16 protein-coding genes are annotated in these 13,932 nt (G+C 71.6%); 6 read left to right on the top strand and 10 right to left on the bottom strand.

Translation table 11 applies throughout. From position 1 onward, the window contains the following. On the bottom strand, nt 1-250 hold a 250-nt coding region (locus MFF40_RS20950; protein WP_238262062.1), incomplete at its 3' end, for a hypothetical protein. Between the two features lie 345 nt (nt 251-595). Between MFF40_RS20950 and MFF40_RS20945 the strand changes: the two genes are divergently transcribed. Together MFF40_RS20945 and MFF40_RS20940 are read left to right on the top strand one after the other, a co-directional pair. Further along, complete coding sequence (locus tag MFF40_RS20945) at nt 596-3,706, top strand: Rne/Rng family ribonuclease (RefSeq protein WP_238262060.1); 3,111 nt, start codon at nt 596-598, stop codon at nt 3,704-3,706. Nucleotides 3,707-3,859: 153 nt separating this feature from the next. Continuing rightward, nucleotides 3,860-5,098 (top strand): methyl-accepting chemotaxis protein, encoded by a 1,239-nt coding sequence (locus MFF40_RS20940; protein WP_238262058.1) that lies wholly within the window; start codon nt 3,860-3,862, stop codon nt 5,096-5,098. A 6-nt stretch (nt 5,099-5,104) separates the two neighbouring features. Here the strand turns inward: MFF40_RS20940 and uraD are convergent, their stop codons facing one another. The 7 genes from uraD to MFF40_RS20905 form a co-directional block, all read right to left on the bottom strand. Next, complete coding sequence (uraD, locus tag MFF40_RS20935; protein ID WP_147857695.1) at nt 5,105-5,614, bottom strand: 2-oxo-4-hydroxy-4-carboxy-5-ureidoimidazoline decarboxylase; 510 nt, start codon at nt 5,612-5,614, stop codon at nt 5,105-5,107. Between the two features lie 6 nt (nt 5,615-5,620). After that, nucleotides 5,621-5,974, bottom strand: a complete 354-nt coding sequence (uraH, locus tag MFF40_RS20930; RefSeq protein ID WP_147857696.1) for a hydroxyisourate hydrolase — start codon at nt 5,972-5,974, stop codon at nt 5,621-5,623. Nucleotides 5,975-5,999: 25 nt separating this feature from the next. Then, complete coding sequence (uraH, locus tag MFF40_RS20925; protein WP_238262055.1) at nt 6,000-6,509, bottom strand: hydroxyisourate hydrolase; 510 nt, start codon at nt 6,507-6,509, stop codon at nt 6,000-6,002. 249 nt (nt 6,510-6,758) lie between these two features. After that, entirely contained in the window at nt 6,759-6,914 is a 156-nt protein-coding gene (locus MFF40_RS20920; RefSeq protein WP_147857856.1) for a DUF2934 domain-containing protein, read from the bottom strand. Between the two features lie 107 nt (nt 6,915-7,021). Then, nucleotides 7,022-7,192 carry a DUF3606 domain-containing protein gene (locus MFF40_RS20915; RefSeq protein WP_147857855.1) on the bottom strand — a complete coding sequence of 57 codons (171 nt, stop codon included), beginning with the start codon at nt 7,190-7,192 and terminating at the stop codon, nt 7,022-7,024. A gap of 132 nt (nt 7,193-7,324) precedes the next feature. Continuing rightward, entirely contained in the window at nt 7,325-7,699 is a 375-nt protein-coding gene (gene yidD / locus MFF40_RS20910) for a membrane protein insertion efficiency factor YidD (RefSeq protein ID WP_147897258.1), read from the bottom strand. 6 nt (nt 7,700-7,705) lie between these two features. Then, on the bottom strand, nt 7,706-8,197 hold the full coding sequence (locus tag MFF40_RS20905) for an iron-sulfur cluster assembly scaffold protein (protein WP_147856872.1): 492 nt from the start codon (nt 8,195-8,197) through the stop codon (nt 7,706-7,708). 311 nt (nt 8,198-8,508) lie between these two features. On the opposite strand from MFF40_RS20905, the gene folE reads away from it, so the two are divergent. The 4 genes from folE to MFF40_RS20885 all read left to right on the top strand — a co-directional run bounded on the left by folE (nt 8,509) and on the right by MFF40_RS20885 (nt 12,459). Then, nucleotides 8,509-9,285: a GTP cyclohydrolase I FolE gene (folE, locus tag MFF40_RS20900; RefSeq protein ID WP_498043400.1), complete on the top strand. Its 777-nt coding sequence runs from the start codon at nt 8,509-8,511 to the stop codon at nt 9,283-9,285. A 107-nt stretch (nt 9,286-9,392) separates the two neighbouring features. Then, a complete protein-coding gene (gene hisI, locus MFF40_RS20895) occupies nt 9,393-9,815 on the top strand; it encodes a phosphoribosyl-AMP cyclohydrolase (protein ID WP_147897259.1) in 423 nt (140 codons plus the stop codon). Continuing rightward, nucleotides 9,812-10,795, top strand: a complete 984-nt coding sequence (locus MFF40_RS20890; protein ID WP_238262053.1) for a patatin-like phospholipase family protein — start codon at nt 9,812-9,814, stop codon at nt 10,793-10,795. The genes hisI and MFF40_RS20890 overlap by 4 nt, the downstream gene beginning before the upstream one ends. Before the next feature lie 92 nt (nt 10,796-10,887). After that, nucleotides 10,888-12,459, top strand: a complete 1,572-nt coding sequence (locus MFF40_RS20885; protein WP_238262051.1) for an alkaline phosphatase D family protein — start codon at nt 10,888-10,890, stop codon at nt 12,457-12,459. A 40-nt stretch (nt 12,460-12,499) separates the two neighbouring features. Here MFF40_RS20885 and MFF40_RS20880 read toward each other — a convergent pair whose 3' ends face one another. Both MFF40_RS20880 and MFF40_RS20875 read right to left on the bottom strand, forming a co-directional pair. Beyond that, nucleotides 12,500-12,931: a CBS domain-containing protein gene (locus tag MFF40_RS20880; protein ID WP_147852854.1), complete on the bottom strand. Its 432-nt coding sequence runs from the start codon at nt 12,929-12,931 to the stop codon at nt 12,500-12,502. Between the two features lie 141 nt (nt 12,932-13,072). After that, on the bottom strand, nt 13,073-13,894 hold the full coding sequence (locus tag MFF40_RS20875; protein ID WP_238262049.1) for a rhomboid family intramembrane serine protease: 822 nt from the start codon (nt 13,892-13,894) through the stop codon (nt 13,073-13,075). Nucleotides 13,895-13,932: the final 38 nt, after the last annotated feature.

Below are 13,932 nucleotides of genomic sequence, written 5' to 3'. Positions count from 1 at the left end.
TGTGAATCACGCAAAAGGCAACACCGAAATCCATTCCTTTCAAGCGATCGCCCTGATCGTCCCGCGCTTGACCCTTGCCAAATCCCCGTGGCCGTCTGTAATGATACTGACCCTTCTCCGGTCCCGCCGGCCGTCGTAACGGCTTGCGGACGCGGCCGAATTCCTTCGAGAAAACGGACGCGACGTCGCGGCGGGCCTGTTTGCCCGCCTGGCGGCGACGGGTGTTTTCCCGATCGGGCAGGTGTCGCACGACGCGGTGGAGCTTTTCCGCCGCATCCAGATTTCACGGCCGGTCCCATCCGGCCGAGATTGTTTCGCGAGGTCGGAACCAGGATGAACGGACGCACGGCTCAGCATGGCGCTGCGCGTGCCCCGGAGGCGCAGGATCTGCGTCGCACCGGCCCGTTCAGCCTACCGGCCAAGTTCAACCCCAGGCGCCCAGGGCGCCGAACGGCGGTTGACGGCAATTTCCCCTCGAACCCAGCCGCCTCGGCGACGAGGCCGGCTCCATGCGCGACCGTTCTGAGGTCGTGCGAGGCGCCGCCGGGACCACGGGCACGGAGAACGACGTCGGCCGCCATGCCGAGAGTCCGACATGGCCAACAAAATGCTGATCGACGCGATGCACCCGGAGGAGACCCGGGTCGTCACGGTCCACGGGTCTAGGGTCGAGGAGTTCGACTTCGAAGCCGCCAACCGGCGCCAGCTGCGCGGCAACATCTACCTCGCCAAGGTCACCCGGGTGGAGCCGTCGCTCCAGGCGGCCTTCGTCGAGTACGGCGGCAACCGCCACGGCTTCCTCGCCTTCAACGAGATCCACCCCGACTACTACCAGATCCCGCTGGCCGACCGGCAGGCGCTGCTGGAGGACGAGGCGCGCGACGCCGAGGAGCATCGCGAGCGCGAGGAGCGCCGTCGCCGTTCGCCCCGCCGCTCCCGCGGACGCCGCGCCGAGGCCCGCTCGCGCACCGACGAGACGGTGAGCGCCGAGGACGCGTCCGAGGCCCCGCTGGGCCTGGAGTCCCAGCAGGATTCGGAGTTCCAGCCGGCCGCCGATGTACCGCACGCGGACGCACCGCAGGGCGGGGATCACGCCGAGGCGCACGAGGCCGGGCCCGCCCCGGACGGGACGCCCGACACCCTCGCCGAGAACCCGGAAGCCGTGCAGGAGGCGATCACCTCCGAGACCGCCGCCGGGGACATTCCCGAGCCTTCCGCCGAAGCCGCGCCGACCGTCGAGGCTCACGCCGAAGCCGGCGAGCGGCAGACGGCCGACCATGACGACACGGTCGAGCCCGAGGCCGTGGTCGCCGTGGCCGAGGCCCTGACCGTCGCCGACGCGCCGGCCGAGACGATCGCCGAGGATGCCGTCGAGGCGTCCGGCCGCGGCGCGTCCGCGACGGGCGAGGCCGACGACGAGGCCGAGCTTGACGCCGACCTGGAGGACGAGGAGTCCGAGGACGACGAAGACGATTCGGACGAGGACGACTCGGACGACGAGGACGAGGACGAGTCCGACGAGGAGTCGGATGAGGATTCCGACGACCCCGATGCCGAGCCCCGGATCGCGCAGGTCGGCGGCAACGGCGACGCGCTCGCGGAGATCCCCGAGCGGCCGCGCCATTACCGGCGCCACTACAAGATCCAGGAGGTGATCAAGCGCCGCCAGATCATCCTGGTGCAGGTGGTCAAGGAGGAGCGCGGCACGAAGGGTGCGGCGCTCACCACCTACCTGTCGCTCGCGGGCCGCTACTCGGTGCTGATGCCCAACACCGGCCGCGGTGGCGGCATCTCCCGGAAGATCACCTCGGCCGCCGACCGCAAGCGCCTTAAGGAGGTCGTGGCCGACCTGGAAGTGCCGGACGGCATGGGCGTGATCCTGCGCACCGCCGGCGCCTCGCGCTCCAAGCCCGAGATCGCCCGCGACTTCGAGTACCTGATGCGGTTGTGGGAGTCGGTCCGCGAATTGACCCTGACCTCGATGGCGCCGGCACTCGTCTACGAGGAGGGATCGCTGATCAAGCGGGCCATCCGCGACCTCTACAACAAGGACCTGGACGAGGTTCTGGTCTCCGGCGAGGAAGCCTACGCCGAGGCCAAGGACTTCATGCGGATGCTGATGCCCGGCCAGTCCAAGGTCGTGAAGCCCTACCGCGACCCGACGCCGATCTTCGCCCGCTACGGCGTCGAGCAGCAGCTCGACGCGATGTTCTCGACCCACGTCTCGCTGAAATCCGGCGGCTACCTGGTCATCAACCCGACCGAGGCGCTGGTCTCGATCGACGTGAACTCGGGCCGCTCGACCCGCGAGCACGACATCGAGGACACCGCGCTGCGGACGAACCTGGAGGCGGCCGAGGAGGTCGCCCGCCAGCTGCGCCTGCGCGACCTCGCGGGCCTGATCGTCATCGACTTCATCGACATGGAGGAGAAGCGCAACAACCGCGCGGTCGAGAAGAAGCTCAACGATTGCCTGAAAAACGACCGCGCCCGCATCCAGGTCGGCCGGATCTCGCCCTTCGGCCTGATGGAGATGAGCCGGCAGCGCATCCGCACCGGCGTGCTCGAATCGTCCTCGATCCCCTGCGTGCATTGCGGCGGCTCGGGCTACGTGCGGGCCACCGCTTCCGTGGCGCTGCACATCCTGCGCTCCATCGAGGAGGCGCTGCTCAAGTCGGCCTCCCACAACCTGATCCTGCGCACCAAGACCGAGGTGGCGCTGTACATCCTCAACCAGAAGCGCGGGCACCTGCGCGAGCTGGAAATCCGCTTCGGCGTCACGCTCACGATCGCGGCCGACGAGCGGCTGCCGGTGACCACCGCGTTCCAGCTCGACCGCGGCGAGCCGGCCCAGCGGGCGGAGGGTCCGGTGACGGGCGTGCGCGCGCAGGCGATCTCGCCCGCCATGGAGTTTGAGGACGAGGACGACGTCGAGGAGGCCGACCTGGCCGAGGCGGAGTCCGAAGGTGACGCGGAAGAGGTGCGGACCGAGGCGCGCGAGGACGGCGCCCGTGAGGATGAGACTCGCGACGAGGGCGACGGCCGCCGCCGCCGCCGTCGGCGCCGTCGGCGCGGCGGTCGCCAGGACGGCCGGTCCGAGGAGGGCCAGGCCGACGGCGAGCGTCAGGACTCCGACGACCCGGACGAGGAGCGCGGCACCGAGGACGCCCCCGAGTCCGACGAGCCCACCGAGACGCCGATCGCGGCGGTGGCCGCCGAGGGGGCCGAAGCCGACGAGACCGTCGCCGTCGCGGAGGAGTCCGCCCGGTCCGAGGAGGACGGCACGCGCCGCCGTCGCCGCGGACGCCGGGGCGGTCGTGGCCGCGCCGAGGGTCGCACCCGCGAGGGCGGCGACGCGGAAGGTTCCGCGGAGGGGGATGCCGATGCGGTCGCCCTGTCGGCCGAGGAGCCGGTGAGCGCCGAGGCGGTGGCCGAGGCGGTCGAGGCCGCGCCGTCCCCCGTCCACGACGAGGTCGCCGTCGAGTTGCCGGTCGCGGCCGCTCCGGAGTCCGCGGAACGGTTCGAGAGGCAGGCTGCGGAGCGGTTCGAGACGCAGGCCGCGGAGGCCCCGCCCGAGGCGGCGCCGACGGAGGCCGCCCCGCCGCCCGAGCCGGTTGCTGTGGTGCTGACCCAGCCCAGCGATCCGGACCGGCCCAAGCGCGCAGGCTGGTGGTCCCGCACCAAGGCCGCCCTGACCGGCGAGTGAGATGCGACGGCACCCCCGGACGGTTGTCGTCCGGGGGTGCCGACAGGGGATCGCGGCTTCGTCCAATTCCAATAAGGGACGGTTATCCTTCACCTTCGGTTGAAGGTTCCATGCGAATATGGCTCCCGAATCGACGTTCGCAGGAGCCCCCGCATGTTGAGTTTGCGCCGCAAGCGCCCGGCCCCGGAGCTGGCCGGGACCGCGGTGACGGCCGACGCCCAGACGTCCGCGCCCGTTGCAACGACCGTCCTGGACATCGTCCCGCAGGCTGCAGCGCCCGACCGCGAATTGATGGCGCTCCTGGCGCGCCTGTCGGCTGCGGCCTCGGATGCCGGCACCTCGATCGGCTGGATGACGCACGACGCCTCCGGCACCGCCGAGCAGGCCCGGCTGATCGCCGCCGCCAGCGAGGAACTGGCCGCCAGCACCAGCGAGATCGCGGCCCGCTCCTCCTCGGCGGCCGAGACCGCCGAGACCGCCCGCGCCGGCATCGCCACCTGCGTCGACGACCTTCAGCGCGCCAGCGACGGCATGCGCGGGATCGAGCAGGGCACCGACGAGATCGGCAGCCGGCTCGACAGCTTCTCGGCCGCCGCCCTGCGGATCGAGGAGATGGCCGGCACCATCGCGGCGATCTCGGCCCAGACCAACCTGCTGGCCCTCAACGCCACCATCGAGGCCGCCCGGGCCGGTGAGGCCGGCCGGGGCTTCGCGGTCGTCGCGGCGGAAGTGAAGATGCTCTCCGCGCAGACCGCGAAGGCGACGGACGAGATCCGCGCCCGGCTCGGCGGTCTCCGCGAGGAGATGGCGGCGATGCAGGCGGCGGTCACGCGCAGCCGCAGCGCCGTCGAGACCGGCGCCGCCGCCATGGTGCGGGCCAACGTCCGGGTCGAGGCGGAGAGCGGCGCCGTCGCCACGGTGGCGGCCCAGATGCGCGAGGCCTCCGAGATCATGGGCCAGCAGATCCAGGCCACCGGCGAGATCGCCCGGAGCGTCGGCCGGATCGCGGAGGGCACCGACAAGGGCCGCCGGGAGATCGGCGACGCGCTGGGCCAGCTCGACCGGATCGAGGATCTCGGCCGCACCCTGCTCGACCGGCAGGCCGGGAGCGACGCGGCGATGCGGCTCGCCCGCATCCCGGCCGATTGCGCGGCCTGGCGCCGGGCCATGGCGGCGACCCTGGTGGGGATGCGCCCGGCCGACACGCCGCCGGTCGGCATCCCGGCCGATCCGGCCCGACCGGCCGCCGTGGAATCGGCCCTCACCCGGGCGCGGGAACTCGCCGCGGCCTTGGGCCGCCACGTGCGGTCCCAGGCCTGGGACCAGGCCACCACGGCCTTCACCGGGTTCGAGGCGGCCCTGGTCGAAGCGAAGACGGCGGCCGAGGCTTGAGCCGGGTCAGGCCGAGACCAGCCCGTCGAGGCGCATGCGGGTGATCAGGGCGACCTCCTCGAGGGCGGTCGCCTCCTCGGCGGCCGGTTCCCGGGACAGGCGCGCCTCGAACGCGGCGAGGATTTCGGCCCGCCCGCGCCCGCGCACCGCGATGATGAACGGGAAGCCGAACCGGGCGCGATAGGCCGCGTTCAGGCGATCGAAGGCCGCGCCTTCCTCCGCGTCGATGCGGTCGAGGCCGGCGCTGCCCTGCTCGCGCGTCGAATCCGCCGTCAGGCTGCGGGCCCGGGCCTCCGGGCCGGCCAGCTCCGGATGGTTGTTGAGGAAGGCGCGGCGGCGCTCCGGTGGCGCGGTGCGCACCGCCTGCATCATCGCGTCGTGCAGGGCGGCGAGGCTCGCGAAGGGCCGGTGCGGCCAGGCGGCCTGCGCCACCCAGGGCGCGTGCTCGAACACGCCGCCGAGCAGCGTCACGAAGGCCTTTTCGTCCAACCGGTTGATCGCCGACAGATCGGGCATGACGCTTCAGCTGCCGCGGTAGGTGGTGAAGCTCGCCGGCGCGCACAGCATCGGCACATGGTAGTGCTGCCCGGCATCGAAGATCGCGAAGCGCACCACCGGGTCGTCGATGAAGACGTCGCCCGGGTCAGTGCCCGGACGGTCCCGGAAGTAATCCGCGACGTGGAACGCCAGCTCGTACTGCCCGGTCCGGGCTTCGCCGGCCGGCAGGATCGGCGCGTCGGTGCGCCCATCCGCGTTGGTGACGACGCTCTTCACCAGCCGCCACGTCCCGTCCTCCAGGACCGAGAAGTCGATCCGGACGCCCGCGGCGGGGCGGCCGCGGTCGGTATCGAGGACATGCGTCGAGATGCCGGCCATGGATGCGGGTCCCGTGAGATTGGGCTCAGCTGCCCCGATAGTAGGAATAGCCCCAGGGCGTGAACAGCACCGGCAGGTGGTAGCGCTGGCGCGCGTCGCGGACCTGGAAGCGGATCGGCACGAGGCTCAGGAAGTTCGGGCTCGGCAGGGTCGCCCCGAGGGCCGCGAAATACGCCCCGACATGCAGCACCAGTTCGTAGCGGCCGGCCTTCAGCGCGTCGTCGACGAGGAGGGGTTCGGCCGGCCTGCCGTTGGCCGCGGTGGTGACCGTCTTGATCGGCCGGTAGACGTCGCCCTCGCGGATCGACAGGTCGCAGACCAGGCCGGCCGCCGGGGTCCCGTGGGCGTTGTCGAGCGCGTGCAGGGTCAGCCGCGGTCCGAGCCCGGCCTGCGAGGTCGGGGCCACGGTCAGCGCCCCGGGCCGCCCCCCGCCGCTCGCGGGGGCCGGCCCAGCCTGGGATCCGCCCGCGGCGGCGGCCATGGCCGCGCCGCCGAGGCCGAGTTCGGCGAAGGCCCGGCGGGTTACGGCGCTCACGCGCAGCTCCGGGCATCGCTCTGGGTCCGACGCCCTGGAACAGCGAGACACTTCGTCCGCGAAGCACGGCAAGGCCGGTCTGGCAGATTACCCGGGTCCATTTCCGTCCCCTCGACATCGCCGGTCGCCGCTGAGGGCCGTCGCGGCGACCTGTCGCAAAGCCTGCGCCATCTGGCAAAGCCACGCCAGCCGTCGAAGGGCTCAGGACGACGGCGGATCGGTCCGCGGAGGCACCGGTGCCGCCTCGGCCTACTTGCGACTGCGTTCCTTGCGCAGTTCCCGCTCCGCCAGCAGCCAGAACTCGATCTCGAAGCCTTCCGGCCGGTGGTTGCGCTCCCACAACTCGTAGGCGCGCTCCCGGATCTGCTCGAACGGGATCGCGTCCGGCGCAGATTTGTCCTCGATCCGTGAGGGGGGTGGCCGCGGCCCGCTCTCCGGGATCGCCGGCTCCGGGGCAGCGGGTTCCGGAATAGACCGTGCGTCGCGACCGGATTCGGACGAGTCGCCCTTCATCACGAGGCCGGCTTGTCGAGATAGGCGGCGACGCTGGTGATCCGGCTCCCCACCATGGTCACGGCTTTGCGCAGCCGCTCCTCGCTGACACCGAAGCGCTGCGCCCATTCTTCGCGCATGACCCGGTCGAAGATGTCGATATGCGTCTTGCCTCTGAATTCGGTGGACATGGTTCGCACGCTCTGGATTGCCGCCCAGCCGCGCAGGGCCGAGCCATCTGGAGAGACAACCGGACTCCGCGGGATCGGTTGCCAGGCCTCGTCCGATCGGCGGCGGCCTGTGGATGGCGGAACGCGCGGTCGTCAGAGGCCGCTGGAACGCCGCGCTCCATCCCGGCCGGCCTCGGCCGGGCGGTCGGGCCCGACCGCCACCGCCTCGCAGGCGAAGGGCGACGGCGGCGCCTCGACGCCGCGCCAGCGGGCATAGGCCCAGGGGCGGTACCAGACGCCCCCGCCCGGCAGCCGCTCCGGCACGAGATCGATGCCGTGGGTACCGAACGGGCCACAGCGGCAGATCCGTGCGAATCCCATCCAGGCGCCCGGCCAGAGGCCGTGCCGGGCGATGGCCTGGTCGGCGTATTCGGAGCAGCTCGGCCAGTGGCGGCACTGGCGGCCGATCAAGCCCGACAGGGTCAGCTGGTAGGTGCGAATCGCCCAATGCGCGGCGCGGCGGACCATCGGGGCCTACGCGGCGGCCGTCGCCGCTGTAGCCGGCTTTCCGGTGGCTTGTTCTCCGCCGGATTGGCGCTTGGCGGCGATCTGGTCGAGGGCGTCGACCACCGCGTCGAAGGTCAGCAGGGTCGAGGCATGGCGCGCCTTGAACTCCCGCACCGGCTCCAGGACCGCGAGGTCCGCCCAGGCCCCGTCGGGCGCGGGACCGTTGGCCTTGAGCATCGCCCGCATGGCCTCGCGGACGCCGCGCAGCTCGTCCTCGGTGGCGCCGACCACGTGGCGGCCCATCAGCGACGAGGAGGCCTGCCCGAGGGCGCAGGCCCGGACCTCCTGAGCGAAGTCGGCCACGCGGCCGTCCGCGCCGAGTACGAGGTCGATCGTCACCGTCGAGCCGCACAAACGGGAATGCGCGGTGGCGCTGGCATCGGGCCGCTCCAGGCGTCCCAGATGCGGGATGTCGGCGGCCAGTTCGAGGATACGGCGGTTGTAGATGTCGTCGAGCATCGGGGCCTCGGGCGGGTGCGTCATCCGATCGGGCTATTGCCCATCGGGATTCTGCCGCGCGACCCGTGCATTGCGTGTTGCCGCGCGAACAATGATATAGGCCCCCGACGGTCGCTTCGCGAGGAGGCGGTTCGTCGACCAGGGTCGCGCCCACGGCCAAGGTAGTTCCCACGGCTCTAGTCCAACCGGGGCGCCGGCTCGAACTTGTTTCGAGCCCGGGATCTCCCTCACAGGCCCGACGCGATCCGACGATGTATGCCAAGCCTGACAGCACCACGATGAAGTCCCGTGTGGCGCGGGCCGGAGATGCCATGGATGCCGCGCTTAAATCATTGTCCTATCGAGGCGAAGGACAGGGTCCGGACCGGGGCGGCATCGATGGGCGGGATCTGGGACAGAGTCTGACCGGCATGCGCAACGACAACCGACCGGTCGATGACGGCCGCCCCGCAGCGGTCGAGGTCGCGCCGGAGCCCGCCTCCGCCACCCGCGTGCCCGAGGGGATCGAGACCGGCCGCCCGAGCCGTGCCGAGGCCGAGGCCGCGGTGCGCACGCTCCTGCGATGGGCCGGCGACGATCCGACCCGCGAGGGTCTGCGCGACACGCCGGCCCGGGTCACCAAGGCCTTCGGGCAGCTGTTCGGCGGCTACGAGATGGATGCCGAGGCCCTGCTGGCCCGCGTCTTCGAGGAGGTCGAGGGCTATTCGGACATCGTGCTGGTGCGCGACATCCCGTTCTACTCCCATTGCGAGCACCACATGGTGCCGTTCATGGGGCTCGCCCACATCGCCTATTACCCGACCCGCGGGGTCGTCGGGCTCTCGAAGCTCGCCCGCGTGGTCGACACCTTCGCGCGCCGCCTGCAGACGCAGGAGACCATGACCGCGCAGGTCGCCGACGTGATCGAGAGCATCCTCAAGCCCCGGGGCGTCGCCGTGATGGTGGAGGCCGAGCACCTCTGCATGGCGATGCGCGGCGTGCAGAAGGCCGGCGTCTCGACGATCACCAGCCAGTTCCGCGGCGTCTTCAAGGACGACGCCAGCGAGCAGGTGCGCTTCCTCACCCTGGTGCGCGGCGGCACCAAGTAACCGCAGGCCGGATGCCCCGATCGGGCGGCCATCGTCACGCGGCCTTCATCGATCGGGCTACACCCCATAGCGTCGATTCAAGCTCCACCGGACTCGCTTCTGCCGCCATGACCGCAAGCGATAGCGCTTTCGATCCCCCCGGCACCCGGGCCGAGGTCGAGGAAGGCACGGGCCTGACCCCGCGCTTCGACCGGGACGGCCTGGTCGCCTGCATCGCGGTCGACGCCCATGACGGGCGCGTGCTGATGCTCGCCCACATGAACGCCGAATCCCTGGCCCGGACCATCGCCACCGGGGAAGCCTGGTACTGGTCGCGGTCCCGGCAGGAACTCTGGCACAAGGGCGCGACCAGCGGGCAGATCCAGCGCGTCGTCGAGATGCGGGTCGATTGCGACCAGGACGCGCTGCTGATCCGCGTGGAGGTCGGCGGCGACGGCGGCTGCTGCCACACCGGCCGCCGGGCCTGCTTCTACCGCCGCGTCGTGCGCGGGCCGGACGGCGCCGTCACCCTGGAGGCCGCCGGGACATGAGCGCGTCCCTTGCCTTGCAGTGGCAAGAATGTCCGGCCGTCCCCTATTTCCTTCCCGGCACCGTCGAGCCGATCCGGCCCCTGCCGAGCGCCGGCCCCCGCATCGGCCTGGCGCTGGGCGGCGGCTCGGCCCGGGGCTGGGCCCATATCGGGGTGATCCGCGCCCTCGAGGAAGGCGGCATCCATCCCACCGTGGTGGCCGGCTGCTCGATCGGGGCGGTGGTCGGCGCCTGCTACGCCGCGGGGCGCCTCGACCGGCTGGAGACCTTCGCGCGGGAACTGACCCGGCACCGGGTGGTCCGGCTGATCGACCCGCGCTTTCCCGGTTCCGGGCTGATCGCCGGCAACCGCCTGCGTCGGCGCCTGTTCGCCGATCTCGGCACGCGCCGGATCGAGAGCCTGCCGATCCGCTTCGGCTGCGTCGCCACCGAGTTCGGCAGCGGCCTGGAGGTGAGCCTGACCGAGGGCCCGACCGTGGAGGCGGTGCGCGCCTCCTACGCGATCCCCGGCCTGTTCCCGCCCGTGACCCACGAGGGGCGCGTGCTGATGGACGGGACCCTGGTCAACCCTGTGCCGGTGGCGCTCGCCCGCACGCTCGGGGCCGACCTCGTCATCTGCGTGAACCTCAACGGCGATACCGGCGGCCCGGTGGTGCACGAGGTGCCGACGCCGGCCGCGCGCCGCAGCTTCCTCCAGGTGATCCGCGCGTGCCTGCCGGGCTTCGAGCCCCAGGAACCCGAGATCCCGGTCCCGGGCATCGCCCGGGTGGTGCTGGGCGCCTTCAACATCACCCAGGACCGGATCTCCCGGGCGCGGCTGGAACGCGACCCGCCGGACGTGGCGATCGGCCCGGATGTCGCCGGCTTCGGCCTGTTCGACTTTCACAAGGCCGCCGAGGGGATCGATATCGGCTACCGGGCGGCCCGGGCGGCCCTGCCCCGGATCCGCGCCGTCGTGAACGGCGCCGCCGCGCGGGCCTAGAGCGCTCGCCGCAGGCGGCGTCGCGCCCGAGGATCGTCACGCGGTTGTAACGAGCGGTTGCGATGGGCCCTCATCGACCTAGAGGGCTTCCAATGTATACGAGCCGCCGCCAGATCCTTCTGTCCGGAGGCGCGAGCCTCGTCGGGATCGCCACCGGCCTGGCCCGCCCCGGCCTGAGCCGGGCCGCCGACCGGCCGCTCCTCAGCCACGGCCTCCAGTCCGGCGATGTCGGCACCGATTCGGCGGTGGTCTGGGCCCGCTCCGACCGTCCGGCCCGGGCGATGATCGAGTGGGCCACCACCGAGAGCCTCTCCGAGATCCGCGGCGGGGTCTTCGCGGACGCGCTGCCCGAGAGCGACGGCACCGTGAAGGTGGCGCTGACCGGGCTGCCGCCGGGGCAGGACGTGTTCTACCGGGTCCGGCTGCAGGATGTCGCCGCGCCGACCATCGTCGGACCCGCGCAGGTCGGGCGGTTCCGCACCGCGCCGGCGGACAAGCGCTCGGTCTCGTTCTGCTGGTCGGGCGACACGGTAGGCCAGGGCTGGGGCATCGACGAGGCCCGCGGCGGCATGACGATCTACTCCGCGATCCTCAAGAACCGCCCGGACTTCTTCATCCATTCCGGCGACACGATCTATGCCGACGGGCCGATCCAGGCCGAGGTGAAGCTCCCGGACGGCAGCCTCTGGCGCAACCGCGTCACCGAGGAGGTCTCGAAGCCCGCCGAGACGCTCACCGAGTTCCGCGGCCGCCACAAGTACAACCTCACCGACCGGAACGTGCTCGCGATGAACGCCGCCGTGCCGATCCTGGCGCAGTGGGACGACCACGAGGTCACCAACAACTGGTGGCCGGGCGAGCCGCTCACCCGGGCCGAGCACCTCAAGAAGAAGTACACCGACCCGAACGTGCTCGCGATGCAGCTGCGCGCGGCGCGCGCCTTCCACGAATACATGCCGATGCGCTTCGAGCCGGCCGAGCCCGGCCGGGTCTACCGCAAGATCGCCTACGGCCCGCTGGTGGACGTGTTCATGCTCGACATGCGCTCCTACCGGGGCCCGAACGGCGAGAACCGGCAGACAGAATACGGCCCGGACGCGCACTTCCTCGGGCCGCAGCAGATCGCGTGGCTGAAGCGCGCTCTCACGGAGTCCCGCGCGACCTGGAAGGTGATCGCCGCCGACATGCCGCTCGGCCTCGTGGTGACCTACGATGTCGACCGCAATTTCGGCTCGGAGGCGGTGGCGCAGGGCGACGGGCCGCCGCTCGGGCGCGAGCTGGAGATCGCCGACCTGCTGCGCTTCATCAAGCAGGCCAAGATCCGCAACACCGTCTGGCTGACCGCGGACGTGCACTACACGGCCGCCCACTATTACGACCCCAACAAAGCGCAGTTCCAGGATTTCGACCCGTTCTGGGAGTTCGTCTCCGGCCCGCTCCACGCCGGCACGTTCGGCCCCAACGCACTGGACAACACGTTCGGCCCGCAGCTGCGCTACGTGAAGGCGCCCGACAAGGGCCAGGTGAATCTGTCACCGGCCGCCGGCTACCAGTTCTTCGGCCACGTCGCGGTGGACGGCGACACCGAGCAGATGACCGTGACCCTCAAGGACGCGGCCGACGCCGACCTCTGGCACGTCACCCTCGACCCCGCGAAGGCATAGGCGACCCCGGCCGGACTCCGCGTCCGGCCGGCGCGCGATCTCACGCCATGGTGATGTAGTCGCGCAGGGCCTGGTGCTCGGCCTCGACCGTGGCGATGCGGCGCGCCACCACGTCGCCGATCGAGATCAGGCCGACGAGGCGGCCGTCCTCGCAGACGGGGACGTGGCGGAACCGCCCTTGCGTCATCAGGCCCATCACCTCCTCGAGGGTGGTGCTCCGGCCGCAGGTGGTGACGTCGGCGGTCATGTGGTCCGAGACAGGCGCATCGAAGGTCGCGCCGCCGTGGCGGGCGAGCGCCCGCATGATGTCCCGCTCCGAGATGATCCCGGCCACCGCCCCGTCGGCGTGGGCGACCACCAGCGCGCCGATCCGCTTGTCGGCGAGGATCTGGATCACGTCCTCGAGGGTCTTGTCGGGGCTCACGGTGACGACGGAGCTGCCCTTCTCGGCGAGGATGCGTGCGACGGTCATGGCTCTCTCCCTGTGACGCGGTGCGTGCGCCGTCAGCCGCGGCGCCTCCGTTACGCTGTCGTCCGGGTTGGCCCCGGCTCGTTCACATTATGGCGAGTGTGTGACCGATCCGCCGCGTTGGCAAGATGCCGGGACTTCGTTTCAGGGCCGGGCCGCCTCGCGTCGATCGAGCAGCGGGAACAGCAGGAAGCCCGCGATGAAGCCGCCGAGATGCGCGTCCCACGCGATCGCGGCGTTCTCGCCCACGAGCGGCACGCTGACGAGCCCGAACAGCAGGTTGGTGACGAGCCAGATCGCCAGGAAGGCCACCGCGGTCCGGTTGCGCAGGAGTTCGGGAATCGTCTCGGCCGGCCGGTGCGGCGGCAATTGCCAGGGCGGCCCCGCATACCCGGAGGCGGGCGGCTGGAACACGAAGCGGGCGGCCGCCGCCATCAGGGCCGAGATCCCCGCCGAGGCGCCGACCAGCGGTCCCGCGCTCAGGGGGTCGATCAGCACATGCAGCAGGCCGCCGGCCACGGTTCCGGCCAGCGCGATCAGAAAGTAGCGCCCGGCGCCGCACCGCCGGGCCACCGGCGACCCGAAGGCGGCCAGCCAGACGCTGTTGAAGATCACGTGCATCCAGGAGCCGTGCAGAAGCGCGTAGGTCGCCAGCGTCCAGGGCAGCAGCGCGTGCTCGGAGGTGATGTAGCGGGCGAACGCCTCGCGGGCGGCCTCCATGTCGGGGTCGCCGAGGCCGGCGGCCGCCTGGATCACGTCGGCGGCCTTCCCGGGATCGAACCACACCGTCCAGCGCGCGGGGACCAGGGCGAGGTCGAGGACGACTCGGATGTCGAGCGTGTCCGGCAGCACGAACTCGCGCAGGCCCTGGATCGCCATCAGCAATCCGATCGAGAGCGTCACCACTCCCGGCATGTTGAACACGGGCACGCGGCTCTGGCGCGGGAATTCGGGGGAGGCATCCATCCTGGCACCATGTCGGGGCTCAGGGGGATCGGGCAAGT

Origin of the sequence: Methylobacterium mesophilicum, assembly GCF_022179445.1 — a bacterium.
In the GTDB taxonomy this organism is placed as follows: Bacteria; Pseudomonadota; Alphaproteobacteria; order Rhizobiales; family Beijerinckiaceae; genus Methylobacterium; species Methylobacterium mesophilicum.
This window is presented reverse-complemented; position numbering and strand designations above follow the sequence as displayed.

Coding starts and splice junctions, on each gene's coding strand:
- MFF40_RS20890 (WP_238262053.1), top strand. CDS start 9,812: ATGAGCGCGTCCCTTGCCTTGCAGTGGCAAGAATGTCCGGCCGTCCCC.
- MFF40_RS20880 (WP_147852854.1), bottom strand. CDS start 12,931: ATGACCGTCGCACGCATCCTCGCCGAGAAGGGCAGCTCCGTCGTCACC.
- MFF40_RS20875 (WP_238262049.1), bottom strand. CDS start 13,894: ATGGATGCCTCCCCCGAATTCCCGCGCCAGAGCCGCGTGCCCGTGTTC.
- MFF40_RS20945 (WP_238262060.1), top strand. CDS start 596: ATGGCCAACAAAATGCTGATCGACGCGATGCACCCGGAGGAGACCCGG.
- MFF40_RS20915 (WP_147857855.1), bottom strand. CDS start 7,192: ATGTCCACCGAATTCAGAGGCAAGACGCATATCGACATCTTCGACCGG.
- folE (WP_498043400.1), top strand. CDS start 8,509: ATGGATGCCGCGCTTAAATCATTGTCCTATCGAGGCGAAGGACAGGGT.
- yidD (WP_147897258.1), bottom strand. CDS start 7,699: ATGGTCCGCCGCGCCGCGCATTGGGCGATTCGCACCTACCAGCTGACC.
- MFF40_RS20905 (WP_147856872.1), bottom strand. CDS start 8,197: ATGCTCGACGACATCTACAACCGCCGTATCCTCGAACTGGCCGCCGAC.
- uraD (WP_147857695.1), bottom strand. CDS start 5,614: ATGCCCGATCTGTCGGCGATCAACCGGTTGGACGAAAAGGCCTTCGTG.
- MFF40_RS20885 (WP_238262051.1), top strand. CDS start 10,888: ATGTATACGAGCCGCCGCCAGATCCTTCTGTCCGGAGGCGCGAGCCTC.
- MFF40_RS20940 (WP_238262058.1), top strand. CDS start 3,860: ATGTTGAGTTTGCGCCGCAAGCGCCCGGCCCCGGAGCTGGCCGGGACC.
- uraH (WP_147857696.1), bottom strand. CDS start 5,974: ATGGCCGGCATCTCGACGCATGTCCTCGATACCGACCGCGGCCGCCCC.
- hisI (WP_147897259.1), top strand. CDS start 9,393: ATGACCGCAAGCGATAGCGCTTTCGATCCCCCCGGCACCCGGGCCGAG.